This is a genomic window from Amycolatopsis alkalitolerans (assembly GCF_006152065.1).
In the GTDB taxonomy this organism is placed as follows: Bacteria; Actinomycetota; Actinomycetes; order Mycobacteriales; family Pseudonocardiaceae; genus Amycolatopsis_E; species Amycolatopsis_E alkalitolerans.
On the sequence record NZ_VDFW01000003.1, the window covers coordinates 116,934 to 141,194 of the forward strand.

At 70.5% G+C, this 24,261-nt stretch carries 28 protein-coding genes; 21 read left to right on the forward strand and 7 right to left on the reverse strand.

Going from position 1 to position 24,261, the window contains the following annotated elements:
• Positions 1 to 2: 2 nt before the first annotated feature.
• The 14 genes from FG385_RS04650 to FG385_RS04715 all read left to right on the forward strand — a co-directional run bounded on the left by FG385_RS04650 (position 3) and on the right by FG385_RS04715 (position 13,388).
• Positions 3 to 1,322, forward strand: a complete 1,320-nt coding sequence (locus tag FG385_RS04650) for a glutamyl-tRNA reductase (protein WP_139095560.1) — start codon at positions 3 to 5, stop codon at positions 1,320 to 1,322.
• Entirely contained in the window at positions 1,319 to 2,287 is a 969-nt protein-coding gene (gene hemC, locus FG385_RS04655; protein ID WP_200834295.1) for a hydroxymethylbilane synthase, read from the forward strand. Before FG385_RS04650 ends, hemC begins: the two co-directional genes overlap by 4 nt.
• 31 nt (positions 2,288 to 2,318) lie before the next feature.
• The gene (locus FG385_RS04660) at positions 2,319 to 3,851 is read left to right on the forward strand and encodes a bifunctional uroporphyrinogen-III C-methyltransferase/uroporphyrinogen-III synthase (RefSeq protein WP_139095341.1); all 1,533 of its coding nucleotides are present in this window, start codon (positions 2,319 to 2,321) and stop codon (positions 3,849 to 3,851) included.
• Between the two features lie 60 nt (positions 3,852 to 3,911).
• Positions 3,912 to 4,883, forward strand: coding sequence for a porphobilinogen synthase (gene hemB, locus FG385_RS04665; protein WP_139095342.1), 972 nt, complete (start codon positions 3,912 to 3,914; stop codon positions 4,881 to 4,883).
• A 13-nt stretch (positions 4,884 to 4,896) separates the two neighbouring features.
• Positions 4,897 to 5,418 (forward strand): hypothetical protein, encoded by a 522-nt coding sequence (locus tag FG385_RS04670; RefSeq protein ID WP_200834296.1) that lies wholly within the window; start codon positions 4,897 to 4,899, stop codon positions 5,416 to 5,418.
• Complete coding sequence (locus FG385_RS04675; RefSeq protein ID WP_139095343.1) at positions 5,415 to 5,834, forward strand: DUF3093 family protein; 420 nt, start codon at positions 5,415 to 5,417, stop codon at positions 5,832 to 5,834. Before FG385_RS04670 ends, FG385_RS04675 begins: the two co-directional genes overlap by 4 nt.
• Before the next feature lie 12 nt (positions 5,835 to 5,846).
• Positions 5,847 to 6,182 (forward strand): hypothetical protein, encoded by a 336-nt coding sequence (locus FG385_RS04680; RefSeq protein ID WP_139095344.1) that lies wholly within the window; start codon positions 5,847 to 5,849, stop codon positions 6,180 to 6,182.
• A gap of 22 nt (positions 6,183 to 6,204) precedes the next feature.
• The gene (gene hemL / locus FG385_RS04685; RefSeq protein ID WP_139095345.1) at positions 6,205 to 7,506 is read left to right on the forward strand and encodes a glutamate-1-semialdehyde 2,1-aminomutase; all 1,302 of its coding nucleotides are present in this window, start codon (positions 6,205 to 6,207) and stop codon (positions 7,504 to 7,506) included.
• Positions 7,503 to 8,129: a histidine phosphatase family protein gene (locus FG385_RS04690; protein WP_139095346.1), complete on the forward strand. Its 627-nt coding sequence runs from the start codon at positions 7,503 to 7,505 to the stop codon at positions 8,127 to 8,129. Before hemL ends, FG385_RS04690 begins: the two co-directional genes overlap by 4 nt.
• On the forward strand, positions 8,126 to 8,698 hold the full coding sequence (locus FG385_RS04695) for a TlpA family protein disulfide reductase (RefSeq protein ID WP_139095347.1): 573 nt from the start codon (positions 8,126 to 8,128) through the stop codon (positions 8,696 to 8,698). The genes FG385_RS04690 and FG385_RS04695 overlap by 4 nt, the downstream gene beginning before the upstream one ends.
• Before the next feature lie 235 nt (positions 8,699 to 8,933).
• Positions 8,934 to 9,707 carry a cytochrome c biogenesis CcdA family protein gene (locus FG385_RS04700; protein WP_139095348.1) on the forward strand — a complete coding sequence of 258 codons (774 nt, stop codon included), beginning with the start codon at positions 8,934 to 8,936 and terminating at the stop codon, positions 9,705 to 9,707.
• Positions 9,704 to 11,320: a cytochrome c biogenesis protein ResB gene (resB, locus tag FG385_RS04705; RefSeq protein WP_235022390.1), complete on the forward strand. Its 1,617-nt coding sequence runs from the start codon at positions 9,704 to 9,706 to the stop codon at positions 11,318 to 11,320. The genes FG385_RS04700 and resB overlap by 4 nt, the downstream gene beginning before the upstream one ends.
• 2 nt (positions 11,321 to 11,322) lie before the next feature.
• Positions 11,323 to 12,306, forward strand: a complete 984-nt coding sequence (gene ccsB, locus FG385_RS04710; RefSeq protein ID WP_139095349.1) for a c-type cytochrome biogenesis protein CcsB — start codon at positions 11,323 to 11,325, stop codon at positions 12,304 to 12,306.
• Positions 12,306 to 13,388 (forward strand): MinD/ParA family ATP-binding protein, encoded by a 1,083-nt coding sequence (locus FG385_RS04715; RefSeq protein ID WP_139095350.1) that lies wholly within the window; start codon positions 12,306 to 12,308, stop codon positions 13,386 to 13,388. The genes ccsB and FG385_RS04715 overlap by 1 nt, the downstream gene beginning before the upstream one ends.
• Here the strand turns inward: FG385_RS04715 and FG385_RS04720 are convergent.
• Both FG385_RS04720 and FG385_RS04725 read right to left on the reverse strand, forming a co-directional pair.
• Positions 13,385 to 13,564 (reverse strand): hypothetical protein, encoded by a 180-nt coding sequence (locus tag FG385_RS04720; RefSeq protein ID WP_139095351.1) that lies wholly within the window; start codon positions 13,562 to 13,564, stop codon positions 13,385 to 13,387. The genes FG385_RS04715 and FG385_RS04720 overlap by 4 nt on opposite strands.
• A gap of 132 nt (positions 13,565 to 13,696) precedes the next feature.
• On the reverse strand, positions 13,697 to 13,906 hold the full coding sequence (locus FG385_RS04725) for a BldC family transcriptional regulator (protein WP_139095352.1): 210 nt from the start codon (positions 13,904 to 13,906) through the stop codon (positions 13,697 to 13,699).
• A gap of 171 nt (positions 13,907 to 14,077) precedes the next feature.
• On the opposite strand from FG385_RS04725, the gene FG385_RS04730 reads away from it, so the two are divergent.
• Genes FG385_RS04730 through cds1 form a run of 3 tightly spaced genes read left to right on the forward strand, consistent with a single transcriptional unit; the run spans position 14,078 to position 15,918 of the window.
• On the forward strand, positions 14,078 to 14,542 hold the full coding sequence (locus FG385_RS04730) for an Lrp/AsnC family transcriptional regulator (RefSeq protein WP_200834297.1): 465 nt from the start codon (positions 14,078 to 14,080) through the stop codon (positions 14,540 to 14,542).
• Positions 14,543 to 14,587: 45 nt separating this feature from the next.
• Positions 14,588 to 14,854 (forward strand): DUF4229 domain-containing protein, encoded by a 267-nt coding sequence (locus tag FG385_RS04735; protein WP_139095353.1) that lies wholly within the window; start codon positions 14,588 to 14,590, stop codon positions 14,852 to 14,854.
• Complete coding sequence (cds1, locus tag FG385_RS04740; protein WP_139095354.1) at positions 14,851 to 15,918, forward strand: L-cysteine desulfhydrase Cds1; 1,068 nt, start codon at positions 14,851 to 14,853, stop codon at positions 15,916 to 15,918. The genes FG385_RS04735 and cds1 overlap by 4 nt, the downstream gene beginning before the upstream one ends.
• On the opposite strand, the gene FG385_RS04745 is transcribed toward cds1, so the two are convergent.
• From FG385_RS04745 to menE, 3 genes are read right to left on the reverse strand one after another with little or no spacing between them, the layout of a single operon-like run.
• Positions 15,919 to 16,791 carry a 1,4-dihydroxy-2-naphthoate polyprenyltransferase gene (locus FG385_RS04745; RefSeq protein ID WP_139095355.1) on the reverse strand — a complete coding sequence of 291 codons (873 nt, stop codon included), beginning with the start codon at positions 16,789 to 16,791 and terminating at the stop codon, positions 15,919 to 15,921. It abuts the gene before it with no gap.
• A 24-nt stretch (positions 16,792 to 16,815) separates the two neighbouring features.
• Positions 16,816 to 16,944 (reverse strand): hypothetical protein, encoded by a 129-nt coding sequence (locus FG385_RS35265; protein WP_268815903.1) that lies wholly within the window; start codon positions 16,942 to 16,944, stop codon positions 16,816 to 16,818.
• A gap of 32 nt (positions 16,945 to 16,976) precedes the next feature.
• Positions 16,977 to 18,107, reverse strand: coding sequence for an o-succinylbenzoate--CoA ligase (menE, locus tag FG385_RS04750; RefSeq protein ID WP_139095356.1), 1,131 nt, complete (start codon positions 18,105 to 18,107; stop codon positions 16,977 to 16,979).
• A 152-nt stretch (positions 18,108 to 18,259) separates the two neighbouring features.
• Here menE and FG385_RS04755 point away from each other — a divergent pair, with 152 nt between their 5' ends.
• Positions 18,260 to 18,607, forward strand: coding sequence for a DoxX family protein (locus FG385_RS04755; protein ID WP_139095357.1), 348 nt, complete (start codon positions 18,260 to 18,262; stop codon positions 18,605 to 18,607).
• Positions 18,608 to 18,611: 4 nt separating this feature from the next.
• Here the strand turns inward: FG385_RS04755 and FG385_RS04760 are convergent, their stop codons facing one another.
• Entirely contained in the window at positions 18,612 to 19,544 is a 933-nt protein-coding gene (locus FG385_RS04760; RefSeq protein WP_139095358.1) for a 1,4-dihydroxy-2-naphthoyl-CoA synthase, read from the reverse strand.
• Between the two features lie 57 nt (positions 19,545 to 19,601).
• On the opposite strand from FG385_RS04760, the gene menD reads away from it, so the two are divergent.
• The 3 genes from menD to FG385_RS04775 all read left to right on the forward strand — a co-directional run bounded on the left by menD (position 19,602) and on the right by FG385_RS04775 (position 23,318).
• Positions 19,602 to 21,257, forward strand: a complete 1,656-nt coding sequence (gene menD / locus FG385_RS04765; protein WP_200834298.1) for a 2-succinyl-5-enolpyruvyl-6-hydroxy-3-cyclohexene-1-carboxylic-acid synthase — start codon at positions 19,602 to 19,604, stop codon at positions 21,255 to 21,257.
• 69 nt (positions 21,258 to 21,326) lie between these two features.
• A complete protein-coding gene (locus FG385_RS04770) occupies positions 21,327 to 22,832 on the forward strand; it encodes a M1 family metallopeptidase (RefSeq protein ID WP_139095360.1) in 1,506 nt (501 codons plus the stop codon).
• An 84-nt stretch (positions 22,833 to 22,916) separates the two neighbouring features.
• The gene (locus FG385_RS04775) at positions 22,917 to 23,318 is read left to right on the forward strand and encodes a DUF3592 domain-containing protein (protein WP_235022403.1); all 402 of its coding nucleotides are present in this window, start codon (positions 22,917 to 22,919) and stop codon (positions 23,316 to 23,318) included.
• Here FG385_RS04775 and FG385_RS04780 read toward each other — a convergent pair.
• Positions 23,302 to 24,141: an inositol monophosphatase family protein gene (locus FG385_RS04780; protein WP_139095361.1), complete on the reverse strand. Its 840-nt coding sequence runs from the start codon at positions 24,139 to 24,141 to the stop codon at positions 23,302 to 23,304. The genes FG385_RS04775 and FG385_RS04780 overlap by 17 nt on opposite strands.
• Between the last annotated feature and the right edge of the window lie 120 nt (positions 24,142 to 24,261).

Genomic DNA, 24,261 nt, shown 5'->3' on the forward strand with positions numbered 1-24,261 from the left:
CTGTGTCTGTGCTGGCCGTGGGGCTTTCGTATCGCACGGCTGAGCTGCGCAAGCTCGAACGCGCCGCGATCGGCGCCGACGAGCTGGACAAGGTGCTGCACCAGCTCCAGCAGGCGCCGCACGTGAACGAGGTGATGCTCGTCTCCACGTGCAACCGCATCGAGGTCTACTCGGTCGTCGAGACCTTCCACGGCGGGCTGGCCGATGTGTCGGAAGTGCTGGCGCAGCAGGCCGACTGTGCCGCCGCCGACCTTTACGACAACTTGTATGTGCACTACGCGGGCGCCGCGGTCGAGCACATCTTCTCGGTGGCTTCGGGCCTCGACTCGATGGTCGTCGGAGAAACCCAGATCCTCGGCCAGGTCCGCAACGCCTACGCCGCCGCCCGCGAAGCCGGCACCGTCGGCCGCACCCTCCACGAGCTGATCCAGACGACACTGCGGGTCGGCAAGCGTGTGCACAGCGAGACCGGGCTCGACACGCTCGGCGCGTCGGTCGTGTCCGAGGCGCTGGGGGAGACGCCGGAGCTCGAGGGCAAGCACGCGGTGATCGTCGGCGCCGGATCGATGGGCGCGCTGTCGGCGAGCCAGCTGCGCAAGGCCGGGATCGGCCGGATCACCGTGGTGAACCGCACACTCGAAAACGCCGAACGACTCGCCGCGAACGTGACCGAGCTGGGCGTACCTGCCGAGGCCGGCGTGATGGACGAGCTGGCCCACCGCCTCGCCGAGGCCGACGTGGCGGTGAGCTGCACCGGCGCCCAGGACGTGGTGCTGCTGGCCGAGCACATCATGCCGCGCGGTGGCCGCGAGCTGGTGATCTGCGATCTCGGCCTGCCGCGTGACGTCGACCCGTCCGTCGGGGCGGTGCCCGGGGTCCGGCTGGTGGATCTGGAAACGGTGCGACGGCGCATGGATTCCGTCGGCGGCGCGTCGTCGGCCAAGCAGATCGCCCGTGCCACCGGGATCGTGCTCGACGAGGTGCGTGAGTACCTTGCCGGCCAGCGCAGCGCCGCGGTCACCCCGACCGTGACCGCGCTGCGCAAGCGGGCCGCCGAGGTGGTCGACGCGGAACTGCTCCGCCTCGATCACCGGCTGCCGGAACTCGAGCCGGGCGTGCGCGACGAGTTCGCGCGCACCGTGCGCCGGGTCGTCGACAAGCTGCTCCACGCGCCGACCGTGCGGGTCAAGCAACTCGCCGCCGACGCGCAGGGCACCGATTACGCCAGCGCGCTGCGGGAACTCTTCGAGCTGGATCCTGCCTCGCCGGCCGTGGTCGCGAGCCCCTCTCCCCAACCCAGTACAGACGGTGAAACTCAGTGACACGAACCATCAGGATCGGCACCAGAGGCAGCGCCCTCGCTCTCGTGCAGACCGGCACCATCGCCGAAGCGTTGCGGAAGGCGGGGGAGAACGTCGAGATCGTCAAGGTCTCCACGCCCGGTGACCGCTCGCACGCCCCGATCGCGGAGATCGGCGTCGGCGTGTTCACCTCCGCGCTCCGCGACGCCTTGCTGCACAAGCAGGTCGACGTCGCCGTGCACTCGTACAAAGACCTCCCGACGGCGCCGCAGCCGGGGATCGTGCTGGCCGCCGTGCCGCCGCGCGAGGACCCGCGTGACGCGCTGATCGCCCGCGACGGGCTGACGCTCGGCGAGCTCCCGCCGGGTTCGGTCGTCGGCACCGGGGCCGCCCGCCGGATCGCGCAGCTGCGCGCGCTCGGGCTCGGTTTGGAAATCGTGCCGATTCGCGGCAACATAGACACCCGGCTCCGCAAGGTCGCGGACGGTGAGCTGGACGCCATCGTGATCGCGCGGGCCGGCATCTCCCGGCTCGGCCGGGCCGGTGAGATCACCGAAACCCTGGATCCGATCCAGATGCTGCCCGCCCCCGCCCAGGGCGCGCTGGCGATCGAGTGCCGCGTCGACGACGTGGACATCGAGCATCTGCTCCGATCCATTGTGGACGACGAGGGAACCCGGGCCGCGGTGACGGCCGAGCGCGCGATGCTCGCGACGCTCGAAGCCGGCTGCAGCGCGCCCGTCGGTGCCCTCGCCGAGGTGGTGGAGGACATCCAGGACGGCGGTGCCGAGGGCGACCTCGTGGTCGAACGCGTATCGCTGCGCGGGGTGGCCGCCGCCGGGCTCGACGCGGATTCGGTGGAGTTGATCCGTGCCTCCGCCGTCGCGGACAAGAGCGATGCGGAGCGACTCGGCCGCGACCTGGCCGCGGAGCTGCTCGACCTGGGTGCCGGCGCGCTGTCCGGCCCGGGCCGCAACCAACGTTGACAGAGATATTCGGTACTGGAGAAAGAAGACAATGACCCCCGCGCGGAACACCGCTGGGCGCGTCGCGTTCGTGGGCTCCGGCCCCGGCGACGCCGGATTGCTGACCGTTCGTGCCCAGGAACTGCTGGCCAAGGCCGAGGTCGTGGTGACCGACCCCGACGTGCCGGCCGGTGTGCTCGCCGCGGCCAGCGCGGACGCCGAGGTGCGCCCCGCCGTCGGTGAGCCGGGCGAAGTGGCCAAGGACCTGGCCGGTGAGGCGAAGGCGGGCCGGCTCGTGCTGCGCCTCGTCAGCGGCGACCCGCTGACCCTGCCCGCCGGCGTCGCCGAGGTGCAGGCGGTGGCGAAGACCAGTGCCGTGTTCGAGGTCGTGCCCGGTGTCTCACCGGGCGTCGCGGTGCCGGCGTACGCCGGCATCGCGCTCGGCGGCACGTACGCCGAGGTCGACGCCCGCGGCGAGGTCGACTGGGCCGGCCTGGCCGCGGTCAAGGGCCCGATCGTCCTGCACGCCACTTCGGCGCACCTGGCCGAGGCGGCCGGGGCGCTGGTCGAGCACGGTCTGGCGCCGTCCACGCCGGTCGCGGTGACCTCGAACGGGACCATCAACACGCAGCGCACCCTCGACAGCACGCTGGCCACGCTGGCGCAGGACGCGGGCGAGCTCGTTGGGCCGCTGGTGGTGACCATCGGGGACGTGGCCGGGCACCGCGCGAAGCTGTCCTGGTGGGAGTCGCGGGCACTGTACGGCTGGAAGGTGCTGGTGCCGCGCACCAAGGAGCAGGCCGGCGAGATGGCCGAGCGGCTCCGCAGCCACGGCGCGACTTCGCACGAGGTGCCCACGATCTCGGTGGAACCGCCGCGCAGCCCGGCGCAGATGGAGCGCTCGGTCAAGGGTCTGGTCGACGGGCGGTACCAGTGGATCGTGTTCACCTCGGCCAACGCGGTGCGCGCGGTATGGGAGAAGTTCGAGGAGTTCGGGCTCGACGCGCGGGCCTTCTCGGGTGTGAAGATCGCGTGCGTCGGCGAGGCGACCGCGGATCGGGTGCGGGCGTTCGGGATCAACCCGGAGCTGGTGCCGAAGGGAGAGCAGTCCAGCGACGGCCTGCTGGCCGAGTTCCCGCCCTACGACGACATTCTCGACCCGGTGAACCGCGTGCTGCTGCCGCGTGCAGACATCGCGACGGAGACGCTGTCGGCCGGTCTGGTCGAGCGCGGCTGGGAGGTCGACGACGTGACGGCGTACCGCACGGTGCGCGCCGCGCCGCCGCCGGCGGAAACCCGCGAGATGATCAAGACCGGTGGTTTCGACGCGGTGTGCTTCACGTCCTCGTCGACGGTCCGGAACCTGGTCGGTATCGCGGGCAAGCCGCATACGAGGACCCTGGTGGCCTGCATCGGCCCGAAGACGGCGGAGACGGCCGTCGAGTTCGGCCTGCGGGTGGACGTCCAGCCGGAGAAGGCGGACGTCCGGCATCTCGTGGACGCGCTCGCGGCGCACGCCGCGAAGCTGCGCGCCGAGGGCGCGCTGCCGCCGCCGCGCAAGGCGAAGCGCACCCGGCGTTCGTGACCCGCGAAAAGGCGGCCCGCACCGGGCCGCCTTTTCGCCGCCCGGAGTACGGTCGACACCGTGTTCCCCGAGCATCGTCCTCGCCGGTTGCGTGGGACCGCCGCCATGCGGCGGCTGGTCAGCGAGACCACGCTGCGACCGCGCCAGCTGATCCTGCCCATGTTCGTCGCCGAAGGCGCGGCGCAACCGAGGCCCATCGCGAGCATGCCGGGCGTCGTGCAGCACACGCGCGAGTCGCTGCGCAAGGCGGCCGTCGACGCGGTGCGAGCCGGGGTCGGCGGGCTCATGATCTTCGGCGTGCCCCGGACCCGGGACGCGACCGGCTCCGGCGCGATCGACGAGAACGGCATCCTCAACGTCGCACTGCGGGACGTGCGCAGCGAACTCGGTGACGACACCGTGCTGATGGCCGACACCTGTCTCGACGAGTTCACCGACCACGGTCACTGCGGAGTCCTCGACGCGGGCGGCGGCGTGGACAACGACGCGACGCTGAAGCTGTACGCCGAGATGGGCGTCGCGCAGGCCGAGGCGGGCGCGCACATGCTCGGCCCGAGCGGCATGATGGACGGCCAGGTCGGCGCGATCCGTCAGGCGCTCGACGACGCGGGCCACACCGAGACCGGGATCCTCGCCTACTCCGCGAAGTACGCGAGCGCCTTCTACGGCCCGTTCCGCGAGGCGGTCGACTCGCAGCTCAAAGGCGATCGCAAGACGTACCAGCAAGATCCGGGCAACGCGCGTGAGGCGCTGCGTGAGATCGAGCTGGACGTCGCCGAGGGCGCGGACGCGGTCATGATCAAACCGGCGATGACGTACCTGGACGTGCTGCGCGCGGCAGCGGAGGTCTCGCCCGTGCCCGTCGCGGCGTACAACATCTCCGGCGAGTACGCGATGGTCGAGGCCGCCGCGGCGAACGGCTGGCTGGACCGCGAGCGCACGATCCTCGAGGTGCTCACCTCGATCCGCCGCGCCGGCGCCGACATGATCCTGACCTACTGGGCCGCCGAGGCCGCACCCTGGCTGGACTAAGTAGGCTAGTCGGGTGACCACACCCGAATCGGACGACGAGCGCCGCGCGAAGGGCTTGCCACCCGCGCCGAAGCTGCCCGGTGAAGAGCCGGAGCCGGTGGCCCCGCCGAAGCCGGTCGAGGTCTCGTTCTGGCTGTGGGTCACGTCCGGGGTCGTGTTCATCGTCGGCTACGCGATCATCTTCTTCGCTCGCGACCGGATCATCGACTCGGTCATCAAGGGCAACACCAGCAGCGCGGTGAACCCCGACCAGATCCGTTCCGGCACCACGGTGCTGCTCGCGGTCCTGCTGGTCGGCGCCGTCTCGTTCGCTGCCATGTACGTCCTCTTCGCGTACAAGGCGCGCCAGGGCACCCGCTCGGCCCGTACGGTTCTCGTCTTCCTGATGGCGATCACCGTGCTCTTCCAGGTGGCGCTGCCGTTCTCCAGCCTGGTCACACTGGTGGCCACGCTCGTCGGGCTGATCGCGCTCGCCCTGTTGTTCCTGCCGAAGGTCACGGCCTACTTCCCGAAGGTCGGCCGCGCGAAGCCGTGAGCGAGACGCGGTACTTCGAGCCCGGGGCGAAATGGACGGCCCTGCTCTACGGGCCGCTGTTCGCGGTGCTCGGCTACCTCGCCGAACTCGCCACCGGGACCACCCACACCGTCGCGTGGATCCTCGTCGGGCTGGGGCTCGCCGCGATCACCGCGCCCTGGATCCATGCCCGCCGCCGGTTCCTCACCGTCCGGGTCACCGGCACCGAACTGTGGGAGGGCCGCGAGTCCCTGCCGCTGTCCGAGATCGCCGAGACCACCGACGTCGGCGCACCGGCCGGGGCCCGCGTGCTCGGGGGCGGGTGGAGCACTCCGCGCAAGTTCGACGAGCTGCCGATTCGCCTGACCGACGGGACGGTCGTCGTGGCCTGGGCGAAAGATGTGCAAGCTCTGCGTGCCGCGCTCGAGCGGGCATGAGAGCCTTGCCACGTGAACAGTCAGCCGAAGCTGCACCGGCCGTGGCGTGCCTGGATCGCGCTCGCTGAGGTGATCCTCGCGGGCGTCGCCATCTGGCTGGCCTTCCCGCTGTGGCACGCCGGCGTGAGAACGCTGACCGTCAACCTCAGCGACGGCGTGGTGCTCACGTCCACGCGCTACATCTCCAGCTGGATGTCCGCGGCGATCGGGCTCGGCCTGCTTTCGGCACTGCTCCTCGTCGACGCCGTCCGTGAACTGCTGCTGGCGATCCGGACGAAACACCGCAGCAAGCCGCGCAACGAGGACCCGGAGGGCTTCTTCGAGGGACGCCTCAACGGCGCTTCATAGCCCCTTTGCGAGACTGGCAGGCGTGACGCACGGAGTCGATCAGTCCAAGGCATGGTTCGAACGGGCAACGGCCGCGACACCCGGTGGGGTGAACTCACCGGTGCGCGCGTTCAACTCGGTCGGCGGCACCCCCCGGTTCATGGTCCGCGGCGAGGGCCCCTACCTGTGGGACGTCGACGGCAATCGCTATGTCGACCTGGTGTCCTCGTGGGGGCCGATGATCCTCGGGCACGCGCATCCCGAGGTCGTGCGGGCCGCCACGCAGGCCGCGTCCTCGGGCCTGTCGTTCGGCACGCCGACGACCGGTGAAGTCGAGCTCGCCGAGGAGATCATCGCCCGCGTCGCGCCGGTCCAGCAGGTCCGGCTGGTCAACTCCGGGACCGAGGCGACGATGAGCGCCATCCGGCTCGCGCGCGGGTTCACCGGCCGCAGCAAGATCATCAAGTTCGCCGGCTGCTACCACGGGCATGTCGACGCGCTGCTGGCGCAGGCGGGCTCGGGGGTCGCGACCTTCGGCCTGCCGACCTCGCCCGGCGTGACCGGCGCGCAGGCCGCGGACACGATTGTCGTGCCGTACAACGATATCGACGCCGCGCGGAAGTCCTTTGCGGACAATCCGGGGGAGATCGCCGCGGTCATCACCGAGGCCGCCGCCGGCAATATGGGCGCCGTGGCCCCCGTGGCCGGGTTCAACGCGGGGCTGCTCGAACTCGCGCACGAAAACGGCGCGCTGCTGATCATGGACGAGGTCCTGACCGGGTTCCGCGTCTCGCGCGCGGGCTGGTACGGACTCGACGAGGTGCCCGGCGATCTCTACACGTTCGGCAAGGTCATGTCCGGTGGGCTGCCCGCCGCGGCGTTCGGCGGCCGCGCGGACGTGATGGCCAAGCTCGCTCCGGGCGGTCCCGTCTACCAGGCGGGCACGCTGTCCGGGAACCCGGTCGCGGTGGCGACGGGCCTGGCGACCCTGCGTGCGGCCGGCGACAGCGTGTATCGCGCGCTCGATGCGAACTCCCAGCGCCTCGGCGCCCTCTTCACCGACGCGCTCGCCGCGAAGGGCGTCGCGCACCACATCGCGTACGTGGGCAACCTCGTCACCGTGTTCTTCACCGAAAAGCCCGTGCTCAACTACGAAGACGCGCGGAACGCCGACACCTGGCGTTTCCCCGCCTTCTTCCACGCGCTGCTCGATCGCGGTGTCTACGGGCCGCCGAGCCCGTTCGAGGCGTGGTTCGTGAACGCGGCGATGGACGACGCGGCGTTCGAGGTCATCGAGGCGGCGCTGCCGGCGGCGGCCGAGGCGGCGGCGGAGGCGCGCCAGTGACGACGATCGTGCATCTGCTGCGGCACGGTGAAGTACACAACCCGGACCACATCCTCTACGGCCGCCTGCCCGGGTTCGGCCTGTCCGAACGCGGGCAGCGGCAGGCGATCACGGTGGCCGAAGCGATCGCCGGGCACGACATCGCGCACGTCGTCGCTTCGCCGTTGCAGCGCGCGCAGGAGACGGCCGGGCCGATCGCCGGAGCGCACCGGCTCGACCTGCACACCGACGACCGGCTCATCGAGGCAGGCAACCGGTTCGAGGGCAAGCGGGTCGCGGTCGGGGACGGCGCCCTGCGCAACCCGCGGTACTGGCCGATGTTGCGCGACCCGTTCCAGCCGTCGTGGGGTGAGCCATATCTCGACATCGCGCGCCGCATGCTCGGCGCGGTGTACCGGGCGCGCGCGGCGGCCGAAGGGCATGAGGCGTTGTGTGTGTCACACCAACTGCCGATCTGGACGGTTCGCCGGTTCCTCGAGGCGAAACCGCTGTGGCACGACCCACGGAAAAGGCAGTGCTCGCTGGCGTCGCTGACCAGCCTGGTCTTCGAGAGCGAGCAACTGGTCGAGATCGTCTACAGCGAACCGGCCGGTGCCACCGACCCGAAGGTGACGGGAGCATGAAACGCACGATCCTGGCTCTGCTCGCGCTGATGCTGCTGGCCGGCTGCTCGACCGGCAAGGACGCGGTTTCGCAGGGCGCGAGCTTCCAGTTCGTCGCCCCGGGCGGGACGACCGACATCACCTACAACACCGCGGACCGCAAGCCGATCCCGAACCTGTCCGGCGAAGATCTGATGACCCCCGCCAAGCAGATCTCGGTCGCCGACTTCGCGGGCAAGGTCGTGGTGCTCAACATCTGGGGTCAGTGGTGCCCGCCCTGCCGCACCGAGGCGCCTGAGCTTGAGAAGCTGTACAAGGCCGAGCAGGCCAAGGGCGTGCAGGTGCTGGGCTACGACGTGCGGGACGACGACAGTTCGGCCCCGCGGGACTTCGTGCGTGACCGGAGCCTCACCTACCCGTCGATCTACGACCCGCCGGGCCGTGGCCTGCTGAAGCTGACCGGCTACCCGCTGAACGCCGTCCCGTCGACGATCGTGATCGACAAGCAGCAGCGCGTCGCGGCCGTCTACCTGCGGCCCATCCTCGCGAGCGATATCGAGCCCCTGGTGCAGAAGCTCGCCGCCGAATAGCGCGTCTTTCGAAGCGGCGGAGCCGCTTGCGGTGGGCAAGCAACCGGCACCGCCGCGGGTTCTCAGGTGGTTCCTCACGAGGACAGCGGCGACGTGGTGAATTGGCATTCATGAGGAGGCGATCCCGGAGCGAGGGGCCACCTGAGGTTCCGCCACCCGCACCGCTATGCAAGCCGCGTAACACTCTCTGGGCCCCGGGGAGCTCACACCGAACTCACTGCTTACCCTCAGCAGGGTGAACTCCGTGACCGAGCTGGCGACCTCCGGGCCGCTGCTGCTCGCCGCCGGGGTCGCACTGGTCGCCGGCGCGATCTCGTTCGCATCGCCGTGTGTCGTCCCGCTGGTTCCGGGTTACCTGGCCTATCTCGCGGCGCTCGTCGGCGCGGATGCGCCCGCGGTCACCCCCGGCGAGGAGCGCAAGAAGGGCCGCTTCGCCGTCGTCGGCGCGGCCGCGCTGTTCGTGCTCGGGTTCACCGTCGTGTTCGTCGCCGGGCTGGGCACGCTCGTGTGGGCCGCCGACGCCGTGCTCGGCAACGAGGCCCTCCTGCAGCGCATCGGCGGCGTCGTGACCATCGCCATGGGCCTGGTGTTCCTCGGCCTGATTCCGGCGCTGCAGAAGGACATCCGCTCGCACCGCGTACCGCGCGGCGGGCTGCTCGGCGCACCGCTGCTCGGCGCGGTGTTCGGCCTCGGCTGGACGCCGTGCATCGGCCCGACGCTGTCCGGCGTGCTCGCCCTCGCCACCGCGACCGGTGGTGCGGGCATCCGCGGGTTCCTGCTGGTGCTGATCTACTGCCTCGGTCTCGGCCTGCCGTTCCTGCTGATCGCCGTCGGTGCCCGGTGGGCGATCCGCGCGACGGACTGGCTGCGCCGCAACGGCCGGCGCGTGCAGGTGTTCGGCGGCGCGCTGCTGATCGTGGTCGGCGTCCTGCTGGTCACCGGGCTGTGGGGGGATCTCGTGAGCTGGCTGCGTGACGCGTTCATCACGGACACGGTGTTGCCGCTGTGACCGCCACGGAGACGCCATCGACCCCGCCGTCGTCGCCGTACCGGCAGACACCGGCCAGGCGGGTTCTCGCCTTCCTGCGCAACACCTGGCGCGGCCTGACCGCGATGCGCACCGCGCTGGTCCTGCTGTTCCTGCTCGCGCTGGCCGCGATGCCCGGGGTGATGCTGCCGCAGCGCCCGCTGAACCCGCCGAAGACCGCCCAGTACATCGCCGCCCACGGCTGGTGGGGCACCCTGCTCGACCGGCTCCAGTTCTTCAACGTCTTCTCGAGCGTCTGGTTCTCGGCGATCTACCTGCTGCTGATGGTGTCGCTGGTCGGCTGCCTGCTGCCGCGCAGCTTCGAGTACATCCGCTCGATGCGTGCGAAGCCGGTGCTGACCCCGCGGAACCTGTCGCGCATGCCGCACTTCCGCGAGGCAACCGTCGAACGCAGCCCGAGCGACGTCCTTGCCGCCGCTCGCGCCCGGCTCAAGGGCTGGCGGACCGTGGAGCGCGAGGAGGACGGCGGCGCGCGCAGCATCAGCGCCGAGCGCGGTTACCTGCGCGAGACCGGCAACATGATCTTCCACTTCGCGATACTCGGCCTCATCATCGCCTTCGCGCTGGGCAAGATGTACACCTACGAGGGCCAGGTGATCGTCCAGGCCACCGGCGGCCAGGACTCGGTGTTCTGCAACTCCGGCATCTACGCCTACGACTCGTTCAATCCGGGCCTGCGGGTCGACGGCACCGACCTCACCCCGTTCTGCGTCAAGATCAACGACTTCTCGGCGAAGTACACCGCGGCCGGTGAGCCGACGCACTATTCGTCGGACATCGAGTACCAGTCCGGCGCCGACCTGCAGACGGGCACCTGGAAGCCGTACCTGCTCGAGGTCAACTCACCGCTGCGGACCGCGGGCGACCGGACCTACCTGCTGGGCCACGGGTACACGCCGATCTTCACGGTCACCTACCCGAACGGTGAGAAGCGGACGCAGGCCACGCAGTGGCGGCCGGAGAACCAGACGACCTACCTGTCCGACGGCGCGACGAAGTTCGACCCGCCCGGTGTCACCAACGCGGCCGAGCGGCGTACCAAGGAACTCGCGATCACCGGCCTGTTCGCGCCGACGTCGTTCATCCACGGCGGGATCCTGACCTCGACCGCGCCGGAGCTGAACAACCCGATGGTGGCGGTGGACGTGATGCGCGGCGACCTCGGCCTCGACTCCGGCCGGAGCCAGTCGATCTTCGACATCGACCAGTCCATGGTGGCTGACGGCAGGCTCAAGCGGGTGGCGAGGCAGAACCTCGCGGTCGGCCAGTCGATCACCCTCGACGACGGCACGAAGATCAGCTTCGACGGGGTCCAGCAGTGGGTTTCGCTGCAGGTCTCCCACGATCCGACGCAGGACTACGTGCTGGGCTTCGCGATCGCGATGCTGGCGGGGCTGGCCGGGTCGTTGCTGGTCAAGCGCCGGCGCGTCTGGCTTCGGGTACGACCTGCGGACGGGGACGGAAACGGTACCGTGGTGCAGGTGGGCGGACTGGCCCGCACTGATCAGGCGGGCTACGGCGAGGAGTTCACCCGGATCGCGGATGAGCTGCTCACAGGTGGAAAGAGGAAGTAGACGTGCTGGCACTCGTCAACGAGACACTGTCCCACTACAGCGACTGGTCCTACACCACCGCGACCGCGATCTACGTACTGGCGCTGGCCTTCTTCCTCATCGAGCAGGCTTTCGGCGCCAAGAGCCGCCGGGTCGCGGAGCGTGCGCAGGCCCGCCAGCTGGTCGGCGCCGGGGCGCCGGCCCCGGACGTCGAGACCACGGCCGACGTTCCCGAGCACCGCGCGCCGCGGGGCCGCGCCGAGCGGATCGGCCGGATGGGCGTGTCGCTGCTGGTGCTCGGCGCGCTGCTGCACGTGGCGGCGATCGTGCTGCGCGGGCTCGCGACGCACCGCGTGCCGTGGGGCAACATGTACGAATACATCATGGCGGTGACGTTCATCGCCGTGGTGACCTGGCTGTGGGCGGTCCGGAAGTTCCCGGTGCGGCACCTGTCCGGGTTCATGCTGCTGCCGGTCGTGATCCTGATGTTCATCGGCGGCACCGCGCTGTACACGGTCGCGGCCCCGGTGGTGCCGGCGCTGCAGTCGTACTGGCTGTGGATCCACGTGTCGGCGGCGATCGTCTCCTCCGGCATCTTCATGGTGCCCGGGGTCGCCAGCATCTTCTTCCTGATCCGCTCGGCGCATGACCGCAACCCGGAGCGGTTCGCCCGGTTCGCGCCGAGGCTCCCGGCAGCGGACATGCTGGACCGGGTCGCCTACCGGGCCACCGTCGTGGCGTTCCCGCTGTTCACGTTCGGCGTGCTGTGCGGCGCGGTCTGGGCGGAATCGGCCTGGGGCCGGTTCTGGGGCTGGGACCCGAAGGAGACCACGGCGTTCGTCGCCTGGGTGGTCTACGCCGCCTACCTGCACTCGCGGGCCACCGCTGGCTGGCGTGGCACGCGGGCCGCGGTGATCAACATCCTCGGGTTCGCCGTGATGGTGTTCAACCTGTTCTTCGTCAACCTGGTCACGACGGGCTTACATTCGTACGCCGGGGTTGGCTGATGACCGATCCTCGCGAGTTCTCCGAGGAGCGCACGGACTCCACGTCCCATCCCCAGCGGCCGCCGCGACGGCCGGCCGCGCCCCAGGGTTACGACCCGAACCTGCCGCCCCTGCAGCCGCCGCAGTCGCAGTACCCGCCGCTGCCGCAGCCCTCGCGGCCACGCGCCGAAGTGCCGGGCGCGCCGGTGGTGCGCCCGCCGAGGCGCATCCCGCACTCGGGCTGGCGCAAGGCGCTGTACCTGGGCAGCGGCAAGGTGATCAACCCGGGCGAGAGCCCCACCGAGCGGCAGCAGCGCGAACTGGTGGCGCGCGTGAACCAGCCGCTGCGGGGCTGTTTCAAGATCGCGATGATGAGCCTCAAGGGCGGTGTGGGCAAGACCACGATCACGACCACCCTGGGCTCGACGTTCGCCTCGCTGCGGGGCGACAGGGTGATCGCGGTGGACGCGAACCCGGACCGCGGTACGCTGTCGCAGAAGATCCCGATCGAGACCACCGCGACGGTCCGGCATCTGCTGCGCGACGCCGACAAGGTCACCCGCTACAGCGACGTGCGCGCGTACACGTCCCAGGGTGCTTCACGGCTGGAAATACTTGCCAGCGAACAGGATCCGGCCGTCTCGGAGGCGTTCTCGGAGACGGACTACCTGCGTACGGTGAGCCTGCTCGAGCACTACTACAACATCGTGCTCACCGACTGCGGCACCGGGCTCATGCATTCGGCGATGAAGGGCGTGCTCGATTCCGCCGACGCGCTCGTCGTGGTGTCCACGGGTTCGGTGGACGGGGCCACGAGCGCCTCCGCGACGATCGACTGGCTCGACGCGCACGGGTACGGCGACCTGGTCAAACGTTCGATCGTGGCGATCAACTCGGTGCGCCCGAAGGCGGGCTCGGTCGATCTGGACAGGCTCGGCGCGCATTTCGGCGCCCGTGCGCGGGCCGTATGCCGGATCCCGTTCGATCCGCATCTGGAGGAGGGCGCCGAGATCGAACTCGACCGCCTGCAGCCGGCCACCCGGCTCGCTCTCCTGGAACTGGCGGCCGCGATGGCCGACGCATTTCCGGCTAAGGGTCTTTAACTTCCGTCGTCTTCGGGGCGGCGGTGCTGCTCGCCGAGGGTGCGCAGGAATTCGGGGTCGTCGTCGGGCGCGACCGGTGCTCGGCGGGAAGACGCACCGACTCGCTCAGGTCCGAACGCCCGCCACAGCAGGACGGCGATGGTGAGCGCCCCGATCAATGCGAGCAGATAGATCATGCTCGGCCCCTTCCGAAGCAGTGGTGCCTGGTTGCTCCCGAGGGTAGCCCTTTGTGTCGAATTCCGGGTGCCCGCACCACCGGGCCCGCGGCTTCCGGCGGTGCTTCCGCCGGGCCGCGGGTCTGGCCGGGATCAGCCGCGAGTGGGCTCGCTGGCGTCCGTGGTGAGCTCGGCGAGCAGCTCGTTGACCTCGGATTCCCGGAACCGCCGGTGACCACCCGGGGTGCGGATCGAGCCGATCCGGCCTGCCGTGGCCCACCGCGTCACGGTCTTGGGGTCCACTCGGAACAACGCGGCGACTTCGCCGGGAGTGAGCAACCGCCCACCTACGGTCGCGGTCATTTTCCGCCTCCTTAACGCCTGCACTGCTATACCGAGGACAGCTGAGGCCGCCTCGGTCGGCCAACACGGCAATCGTTGCACTTCACCCGGCAGGTACTCGAACGGTTGTCCAAGAGTAAAGAGGTAGTAAGGGACAAATCGCCCACCGTGGACAGGGCTAGGGTGAGCCCCGTGGACGCAGTGGACCGCAAGATCATCGCCGCCCTCCGGGAGAACGGGAGGGCAACCTACGCGGAGCTGGGGCGGACGATCGGCCTGTCCGCGTCCTCGGTCCACGAGCGCGTCGGCAAGCTCGAGGCGGCCGGGATCATCACCGGCTATCACGCGGTCGTCAACCCGGGCAGCGTCGGTCTCGGCGTGACCGCGCTGGTCGGCATCCAGCCCACGGACACCGCGGAGAACGACGAACTCGCGGACGCGCTGGCCGATCTTCCCGAGGTCGAGAGCTGCTACGCGGTGGCGGGGGACGAGGCGTTCGTGGTGAAGGTGCGAGTATCCACAGTGGACGAACTCGAGCGCTCGCTCGGGCGGTTGCGGCGGATCCCCGGGGTCGCGCGGACGCGCACGACGGTCGTGCTGTCCACCCGGTTCGAAGGGCGGCCGAACAACAGCGAAATCGGCGCCGGAGGCGCGTGACGGGTGCCGCCGTCCCAGCAGAACCAGAGCGTAACCTTGAGCATTGTGAACGCTCGACAGACGCTGGGTCGTGACCTGACTCTTTACCTTCTGGCGCGCTTCGGCCTGATCGCCGTCGTGGCCGCCGTGCTGGTGCTGGTCAAGGTCCCGCTGCTGGTCGCGATAGCGGTCGCCATCGTGGTCGGGCTGCCGGTGGGCCTCCTCGCGTTCCGCAAGCTGAACGCGCGGGTGACCGCAGGCCTGGCCGCGCGGAACGAGCGGCGGGCGCGAGAGCGCGCCAAGCTGCGGGCCGAGCTGCGCGAGGCGGAATGAGCCGCGCCTGGGTGCGTGAGGCGGTCCGCCTGATCGAAGCCGACGCGAACCGCAGCGCGGACACCCACCTGCATGTGTTCCCGCTACCGCCCGAGTGGGGCGTCGATCTTTACCTGAAGGACGAGTCGGTCCATCCGACCGGATCCTTGAAGCACCGGCTGGCCCGCTCGCTCATGCTGTACGCGCTGGTCAACGGCGAGATCGGGCCTGACACGACGGTGATCGAGGCCTCGAGCGGGTCGACCGCGGTCTCCGAGGCGTACTTCGCGCGGATGCTGGGACTGGAGTTCGTCGCGGTGATGCCGCGCAAGACGAGCCCGGAAAAGGTCCAGCTGATCGAGTTCTACGGCGGGCGATGCCATTTCGTCGACGTCCCCTCGGCGGTGTACGGCGAGGCCGAGCGCCTCGCCGCGGAATGTGACGGGTATTACCTGGATCAGTTCACCTACGCCGAGCGCGCGACGGACTGGCGGGGCAACAACAACATCGCCGAATCGGTGTTCGCGCAGATGAAGCTCGAGCGCCATCCGGTGCCGGCGTGGATCGTCGTCGGCGCCGGCACGGGCGGGACGAGCGCGACCTTCGGCAGGTACGTGCGCTACCGGCGGCATACGACGAAGATCTGCGTGGTCGATCCGGAGAACTCGTCGTTCTTCGGGTCCTGGCAGACGGGCGCGCCCGACTACACGACCGGGATGCCGTCGCGGATCGAAGGCATCGGCAGGCCCCGCGTGGAACCGTCGTTCGTGCCGAACGTGATCGACGAGATGATCCAGGTCCCGGACGCGGCGTCGATGGCCGCGATCCGGCTGCTGCGGGAGCGCACCGGGCACTGGGCGGGCGGCTCGACGGGAACGAACCTCTACGGCGCCTTCAGGCTGATCTCGCGCATGCTGGCGGCCGGCCAGCCGGGTTCGGTCGTGACGTTGCTGTGCGATGGCGGCGAGCGCTACGCGCACACGTACTACAACGACGAGTGGCTGACCGAGCAGGGCCTGGCCTGGGAGCCGGAACTCGCGGCCATGACGGAGTTCCTCGCGACCGGGCGCTGGCCCCGCGTCTGATCAGGACAGCGCCAGCGCGATTCCGCCGACCACGGACCAGGCGAGCATCACCAGGCCGGTGTCCCGCAGCACGGGAATCAGGCCGGGGCCCGTGGCGCCGCTCGTGATGGCCTTCAGCGGGGTACGCAGCATGACCGCGGTGACGAGGGGGATCAGCACGAGCGGGTGGAAGATCCCGAGCACGATCGTGAGGACGTAGGGGACGGTCACCAGCGCGAGGTACAGCCGCCGCGTGCCGGTGTCGCCGAGGCGGACGGCCAGGGTGTTCTTGCCGTGGTCGCGGTCGGTCGGGATGTCGCGCAGGTTGTTCGCCGTCAGCACGGCCGTCGAGAAGCAGCCGACCGCGACCGCGGCGGTGAGCGCGGCCCAGCTGATCCGGCCCGCCTGGACGTAGACGGTGCCCAGCACGGCCGCGAGGCCGAAGAACACGAAGACCGCGATCTCCCCGAGCCCGGCGTACCCGTAGGGCTTCTTCCCGCCCGTGTAGAACCACGCGCCGAGGATGCAGACCGCGCCCATGACCAGCAGCCACCAGCGGCCGGTCGCGATCACCAGTGCCAGCCCGAGGACACCCGCGAGGCCGAGGCAGCCGAAGGCGGCGGTGAGGACCAGCCGGGGGGCGGCGGCGCCGGAACCCACCAGCCGCAACGGGCCGACCCGTTTCTCGTCGGTGCCGCGGATCCCGTCCGAGTAGTCGTTGGCGAAGTTGACGCCGACGATCAGCGACAGCGCGACGAGCAGGGCCAGCAGCGACTGCCACCAGGTGAAGGCGCTCAGCTGGATCGTCGCCCCCACGCCGGCGACGACCGGTGCCACCGCATTGGGCAGCGTCCGCGGACGGGCCCCCTCGATCCACTCTGCAACTGTCGCCATGTCACCCATTGTGGCGAACCGCGCTCACCCCACGTCGATCGGGACGGCCCAGGTGAGCGTGCCGCTGCCGGGCTCCTCGTTGGCCGCGGCTACCGGCGTCGCGGCGAACGCCAAGGCCAGGAAGGCCAGCACGGCGAAAGCGCAGCGTTTCATGCGAACGAGTGAAAGGGCACGCTCGTAAAAAGTCAACCAACTGTACCGAAAATGCCCGAGACAACTGCCGCGCGATCGATCTTCCCTGGTCCGCGCAGCGGCAGGGAGTCCACGAAGCGGAACCGCTTCGGCACCGCCGCGGAGCCCGCCGCCGCGCGCACCGCCGCCCGGAGGTCGTCGACCTCGACCGGGCCGTCGATGACCACCGCCGCCGCGACGGCCTGGCCCCATTCGTCGTCCGCCAAGCCGACGACGCACGCGTCGCGCACGCCGGGGCACGCGCCCAGCGCTCGCTCGACCGCCGCCGCCGAGATCTTGACCCCGCCGGTGTTGATCATGTCGTCGATCCGGCCGAGGATCTCCAGGCGCCCCTCGTCGATCCGGCCGCGATCCCCGGTCCGGAACCAGCCGCCGACCAGCGCTTCCGCGGTGAGATCCGGGCGCAGGCGGTAGCCGTGTGTCAGGACGGGACCGGAGATCAGCACGCGCTCGTCCGGCCCGATGCGCACCTCGACCCCGTCCAGCGGCACGCCGTCGTACACGCATCCGCTCGCCGTCTCGCTCATGCCGTAGGCCGGCACGATGTGCACACCCGCCTCCGCGGCGCGGTTCCGCAGGGCCGTGGAGGTCGCGGCGGCGCCGATGATGATCGCGTCGAACGCGCGGGCGGCGGCGAGTCCAGGGCCACCCGCATCGAGGATTCGCGTGAGCTGGGTGGGGACCATCGCGGTGTAGCGCGGACCGTCCGCGCGGAGGACGGGGGCCGCGGCTTCGGCGAACAGATCCCCGGTGAAGCGCGCCGGCGGCAGCACGGCGCAGGTCGTGCCCGCGAGCAGCGAGCGGACGACGACCTGCACGCCGCCGATGTAGTTCGCCGGCGTCGCGAGCAGCCAGTGCCCCGGCCCGCCGAGCCGCTTGTGTGTCGCCGTCGCCGACGCGCGCAGGGCCCCGGCCGAGAGCAGCACACCCTTCGGCTCCCCGGTCGAGCCGGAGGTCGCGATGATCAGCGCGGTGCCGGGCTCGACCGCCTCCGACGGCGCCATGGCGTCGCGCAGGCTCTCCGAACCCGGCGCGAGCGGCAACACGGCCGGCCCGCCGTCGAGCGCTTCGGCGAGTGCGTCCCGCAGTTCGCCGACGCTCCCGCCGACCCACACCTCACGCACGGACGGCCCTCCGGACAGTCGTAGGTTCCGGACGGCGCGCTGGGCCGTCCGGTTGCTGCCTGTGTCACCGCGCAGTCTGCCGGATGTCACACCGGTGGCCGCAGCCGTGTCAACGGGGTGACCAGGCAACCAACGTGAAGGGATCGACTCCGATGGTCACCGCATATCACATCGTCGCCGTCTTCGCCGCACTGTGGATCGGTTTCTCCGGATACTCGCTGTTCGCCAAACGGCAGTTCGTCGTGGCGCCGCTCGAGCAATACCGTGTCCCACGGTCGTGGTGGAACTGGCTGGCTCTGGCGAAGTCGGCCGGCGCCCTCGGCCTGATCGTGGGCTTGTTCGTCCCCGCCATCGGTGTCGCGGCGGCGGTGGGCCTGATCCTGTACTTCCTCGGGGCGGCAGCCACGACGGTGCGCGCACGCTCGTACCGGACCACCGTGTACCCGCTGCTGTACCTCGCACCGGCCGCCGCCACGCTGGTGCTGCAACTGGGCGGCTGAACCCTCAGTAGTAGTACGGGAAGTTCGACCAGTCCGGGGAGCGCTTCTCGAGGAACGAGTCCCGCCCTTCGACGGCCTCGTCCTGCATGTACGCCAGCCGCGTCGTCTCGCCTGCGAACAGTTGCTGGCCGACCAGACCGTCGTCGATGAGGTTGAAGGCGTACTTGAGCATGCGTTGCGCCGTCGGCGACTTGCCGTTGACGTCCCAGGCCCACTCCAGCGCTTCGGCTTCCAGCGACGCGTGCGGCACGACCGCGTTCACCGCGCCCATCGCGTGCATCTGCTCGGCGGTGTACTCGCGCCCGAGGAAGAACACTTCCCGCGCGAACTTCTGCCCGACCTGGCGCGCGAGGTACGCCGAGCCGTAGCCGCCGTCGAACGAGCCCACGTCGGCGTCGGTCTGCTTGAACCGGGCGTGCTCAGCCGAGGCGAGCGTGAGATCGCACACCACGTGCAGCGAATGCCCGCCGCCCGCCGCCCAGCCCGGTACGACGCAGATCACGACCTTGGGCATGAACCGGATCAGCCGTTGGCACTCGAGAATGTGCAGGCGGCCCGCCCGCGCGGGGTCGACCGTGTCGGAGGTCTCGCCGCTGGCGTACTGATAGCCGGAGCGGCCGCGAATACGCTGGTCCCCACCGGAACAGAAAGCCCACCCGCCGTCCTTGGGCGACGGGCCGTTCCCGGTGAGCAGGACGCAACCGACATCCGGGCTCATCCGCGCGTGGTCGAGCGCACGATAGAGCTCGTCGACGGTGTGGGGCCGGAAGGCGTTGCGGACCTCGGGACGGTCGAACGCGATGCGCACGACACGCTTTCCCGAGCGTGCTTCGGCGGAGCGGTGGTAGGTGATGTCGGTGAAACCGGACCCTTCGACTTCGGTCCACGCGGCGGGATCGAACAGCTCGGAAACCGGGGAAACGTGGGCGTCATGCACATCTGGGAGGATAGGACGTGTGGCCGAGATGATGGACGACACTCCAGGGGGGACCTGGTGAATCCGTCGACCGCACAGGCCAGGGTCATCGTCGACGAACTCGTCCGCAACACCGTTTCCCATGTTGTGCTTTCGCCCGGTTCGCGCAATGCGCCGCTTTCGCTGGCGCTGCACGACGCCGCGGCGGCGGGCCGCCTCCAGCTGCACGTTCGCATCGACGAGCGGGGTGCGGCGTTCCTCGCGCTCGGCATCGCGGCGCGGACGGGGCGCCCGGTCGCGGTGGTCTGCACCTCGGGCACGGCCGCCGCGAACTTCCATCCGGCGGTCCTGGAGGCCGACCGCGCCGGGGTGCCGCTGATCGTGCTGACCGCCGACCGGCCGCCCGAGCTGCGGGCCGCCGGGGCGAACCAGGTCGTTGACCAGCAGCGCCTGTACGGCGACGCCGTGCGCTACTACGACGAGCTCGCCGTCGCCGAGCGCCGGGCCGGCCAGAACGCCTACTGGCGCAGCCAGATCTGCCGCGCGTGGAACGCCGCGTACGGCGAGTGGCGCTGCGGGCCGGTGCATCTCAACGTCCCGTTCCGCGAGCCGCTGGTGCCCGACGGCTCCGACGACTGGTACGAGTCGCTCGACGGGCGGCCGGGCGGGGCACGGTGGACGGAGCTCCCGGACTTCGGCGCGTTGCCTTCGTCCGTGGTCCCGTCCGCGCGGTGCGGGCTGGTGCTCGCGTGCGACAGCGGGGTGGGGGCCGCGAGCGAGTGGGCGGAGCGGCACGGCTGGCCGGTGGTCTCCGAGACCGGCGGGCTCGGGCTGTCCGGTTCGACCGCGATCGCCAGCGGCGTGTGGTTGCTGGGCGCGGAGCGGTTCATCGCCGAGCACAAGCCGGAGCAGGTGCTGTGCCTCGGCCGGCCGACGGTGTTCCGGCAGGTCCAGGCGTTGCTGTCGGATACCGAGGTCGAGGTGCTGCTGGTGCGGCCGGATTCGGACTGGCCGGCGCCCGCGCACAACGTCCGGCAGGTCGGCCAGTGGTTCGACGAGCCGACGAAACCCGCCGATCCGGAGTGGCTGGCCAGCTGGCAACGGGCGGACAGGGCGGCGTCGGCGGCGGTGCGGGAGGCGCTGGCGCGCGAGCACTGGCCGAGCGGGCTGCGCGTCGCGACCGAGTTGATCGACGCGCTTCCCACGGACGCGCTGCTGGTGGTCGGTTCGTCGAATCCGGCACGGGACGTGGCGCTGGCCGGGCGGATGCGGCCGGACGTGCTGGTGCACCGCAACCGCGGCGTGGCGGGCATCGACGGGACGGTGTCGACGGCCCTCGGCGCGGCGACGGTGCATCGCGGGCATTCGTACGCGCTGCTCGGGGATCTGACCTTCCTGCACGATGTCAACGCGCTGCTGGCGAACGACCGCCCGAACCTGACGATCGTCGTGCTGAACGACGACGGCGGCGGGATCTTCTCGCTGCTCGAACAGGGCGCGCCCGAGCATCAGGACTCGTTCGAGCGAGTTTTCGGCACCCCGCACGGGGCGGATCTGGGTGCGTTGTGCGCCGGGTTCGGCGTGGCGCATCGACTGGTCACGAGCATGGCCGAGTTCCGCGCGGCGCTGCGGCCGGCGCCTGGCCTGCGGGTGGTCGAGGTCCGGGTGGACCGCACGCGGCATCGGGATCTGCACGCCCGGGTTCGGGAAGCCGTTTCCGCCGTTCTGGGGTGAACCGGCCCGGTGGGTAAGACCCCCCATAAGTCCGTATCCGGTTGCCCGTTTTCTCGCTAGTTTCCCGCTATGCGTCTGCGAACGAGAGCGGGCCTGGGGGCTGTCGCCACCGGCATCGCGACCACGTTGCTCACCGCCACGGCCAGCGCCGCACCCGCGCCGGGCGCCCCGGGCGTCGGCGACCCGTACTACCCGTACGCCGGGAACGGTGGGTACGACGTCTCGCACTACGACGTCCGTCTGACCTACCAGCCCGCCACCGACCGGCTTTCCGGCACGACGACGATCCTGGCCAAGGCCACGCAGGATCTGTCCAGTTTCGACCTCGACTTCGGACTGCACGTCAACTCGGTGCTGGTCGACAACGTCCCGGCGGCCTTCCATGCCGACCCGGACGAGAACGGCGAACTCGTCGTCACCCCGGCCGAACCGCTGGCCGCGAACCAGCCCCTCACCGTCGTGGTCGACTACGCCGATACGCCCTCGAAGGTCGTGATCGACGGCTACACCGCGTGGAAGAAGACCCCCGACGGGGCGCTCGCCGTGGACGAGCCGCAGAACTCGCAGTGGTGGTTCCCCGCGAACGACCATCCGACGGACAAAGCCACCTACGACATCTCCGTCGAGGTCCCGGACGACGTCGCCGCCCTCTCGAACGGAACGCTGGTCCGCAAGACCAAGCAGCGCGCCGGCTGGACCCGCTGGAACTGGCGCAGCACCCAGCCGGAGGCGACCTACCTCGCGACGCTCGAAGTCGGCGCGTTCGAGGTCAACCAGTCGACCACCCCGGACGGCAAGCCGTTCATCACCGCCTACGACCCGGCCACCGGCGAATCCCTCGACGCGGCGAAGGCCAGCGTCGAGCGGACGCCCGAGATCGACGACTTCCTCGCGACCCAGTTCGGGCCCTACCCGTTCGAAGCGCGGGGCGGCGTCGTCTCGACCGGCCTCAACTTCGCGCTCGAGGCGCAGACGCGTCCGGTCTACAGCAGCAAGTTCTTCGTCGCGGGCAGCAACACCTCGGTGATCGCGCACGAGAACGCGCATCAGTGGTTCGGTGACGCGGTCTCGCTCGGCCGCTGGAGCGACATCTGGCTCAACGAGGGCTTCGCCTCCTACGCCGAGTACCTCTGGTCGGAGCACGAGAGCGAAGGCACCCCGGCCGAACTCGCCCAGTACGTCTACGACTCGCATCCGGCCGACGACGCGTTCTGGCACGTACTGCCGGGTGACCCGGGCGCGGCGAACCAGTTCGACGACGCCGTGTACGACCGTGGCGCGCTGGCCCTGCAGGCGCTGCGCACCGCCGTCGGTGACGAGGCGTTCTTCAAGATCCTCCAGGGATGGGTGGCCGGGCACTCCGGCGGCGCGGCGCGCATCCAGCAGTTCATCGCGCTGGCCGAGCGGATCTCCGGCAAGCCGTTGCAGGATCTGTTCACCACCTGGCTGTTCAGGCCCGCCAAACCGGCCGCCGGTCCGAACGGGGCCAGCACATTCCACGCGGCAGCCGCGCCGAAGTCGTATCCGGCGATCCACCGGACCCACGAACTACTGGCGGCCGGCCACCGGTACTGAGGCCGCGGCTAACCTGGAGGGGTGACGAAGAGCGAAGGCAGGGCGCGCATCCTGCGTCGCGTCGTGCTCGGCGTCGCGACGCTGATGACAGTGCTGTGCGTCGGATTGCTCCTCGCCGCCCTTCGCAACGACGAGGCCGTCACGAGCCACCTGGGCGTCGCGAACGCCCAGGTGGACTCGGTCTCGTGGGACCGCACGATCATCCGGTTCGTCACCCCGGACGGCATCGTGCACATCCCGGCGAACGGCGTGCTCTACCCGGGCGGGCTCGTCGCCGGTGACCTGGTGCGCATCGAGTACGACACGACGAACCCGGACCTCGCCCGCGTCGCCGGCCGCGACGCCACGCTCACCCTGCTCCCGCTGAGCACGACGGTCCTGATCACCTGGGCGGTGGCCGCCGGCCTCCTGTGGTGGATCCGCCACCGCACCCGCCGCGTGGCCCCCGAAGCCGAACCCGCGCCGGCCCTCACGGCCGGGCGCTAGCGGTTTCCTGCCACCAGGACAGCACCTCCTCGGCCGCGCTCGGCGCGGCGACGAGCAGGCCGTCCGCGGGAAGCGCGGTGCCCGCGCCCCGGCGGTCGAGCACCGCGGCGCCCGCTTCGATCGCCAGCGCGACCGAGCCCGCGACGTCCCATTCGTGATAGCTGTGCAGCACCGCGGCCGACGCGTGCCCGAGCGCGACCTGCGCGATCGACAGGGCCGCCGAACCCAGCACGCGGACCCCGGCGTGGGCCGCGGCCGCCCGTTCGATGAATTCGCCCATCCCCGGCCACGGGCCGCGCCGGGCGAGTTCGGTGCACACGATCGCGCCCTCGCTGATCGCGCGGTCGGCCAGGCGGACCGGTTTGCCGTTCGCCCGGGCGCCGCGGCCGCGGGCGGCGGCGTAGATCTGGGCGCGGTAAGGATCGGCGATGACGCCGACGACCGGCCCGGAGGCGTCGACCAGAGCGAGACTGAACGCACACCACGGCACCCCGGCGACGTAGTTCGCGGTGCCGTCGACCGGGTCGACCACCCAGCGGTACGGCGCGTCCTCGGCGCCGTGGTCCGCGCCGAACTCCTCGCCGACGACGGGAATCCCGGGGAACTCGGCGGTCAGCACCCGGCGCGTATGCCGTTCGAGGATGCGGTCGGTGTCGGTGACCCAGTCGAACGGGGAGTCCTTGGTGTCGGGGTGCGCGCCCCGGCCCGCAGTCGCGGTGATCACGTCAGTGGCGTCGTTGGCGAGCCGTCCGGCGACCTCGAGCGCTCGTGACAGCAGGCCCGGTTCGACCGGCTGGGACGGGCGGGCGGATAGGAGGGTCACGCCGGTCTAGTGTGGCCGCACCGAGTGTCCGGGACGCTACGAAGAGATGAAGTGTCTACTCCGGAAAGACCAGCTTCGAGAAGTTCCGGCACCGTTCGCATGGCGGTTACACGGGCTTCC

Excerpts from the sequence above, each read along its gene's own strand:
- FG385_RS04775 (WP_235022403.1), top strand. The coding sequence starts at position 22,917 with ATGACAGTGCTGTGCGTCGGATTGCTCCTCGCCGCCCTTCGCAACGAC.
- FG385_RS04720 (WP_139095351.1), bottom strand. The coding sequence starts at position 13,564 with ATGATCTATCTGCTCGCATTGATCGGGGCGCTCACCATCGCCGTCCTG.
- FG385_RS04755 (WP_139095357.1), top strand. The coding sequence starts at position 18,260 with ATGGTCACCGCATATCACATCGTCGCCGTCTTCGCCGCACTGTGGATC.
- FG385_RS04695 (WP_139095347.1), top strand. The coding sequence starts at position 8,126 with ATGAAACGCACGATCCTGGCTCTGCTCGCGCTGATGCTGCTGGCCGGC.
- FG385_RS04725 (WP_139095352.1), bottom strand. The coding sequence starts at position 13,906 with ATGACCGCGACCGTAGGTGGGCGGTTGCTCACTCCCGGCGAAGTCGCC.
- FG385_RS04745 (WP_139095355.1), bottom strand. The coding sequence starts at position 16,791 with ATGGCGACAGTTGCAGAGTGGATCGAGGGGGCCCGTCCGCGGACGCTG.
- cds1 (WP_139095354.1), top strand. The coding sequence starts at position 14,851 with ATGAGCCGCGCCTGGGTGCGTGAGGCGGTCCGCCTGATCGAAGCCGAC.
- FG385_RS04770 (WP_139095360.1), top strand. The coding sequence starts at position 21,327 with ATGCGTCTGCGAACGAGAGCGGGCCTGGGGGCTGTCGCCACCGGCATC.
- FG385_RS04660 (WP_139095341.1), top strand. The coding sequence starts at position 2,319 with ATGACCCCCGCGCGGAACACCGCTGGGCGCGTCGCGTTCGTGGGCTCC.
- FG385_RS35265 (WP_268815903.1), bottom strand. The coding sequence starts at position 16,944 with ATGAAACGCTGCGCTTTCGCCGTGCTGGCCTTCCTGGCCTTGGCGTTC.
- FG385_RS04715 (WP_139095350.1), top strand. The coding sequence starts at position 12,306 with ATGACCGATCCTCGCGAGTTCTCCGAGGAGCGCACGGACTCCACGTCC.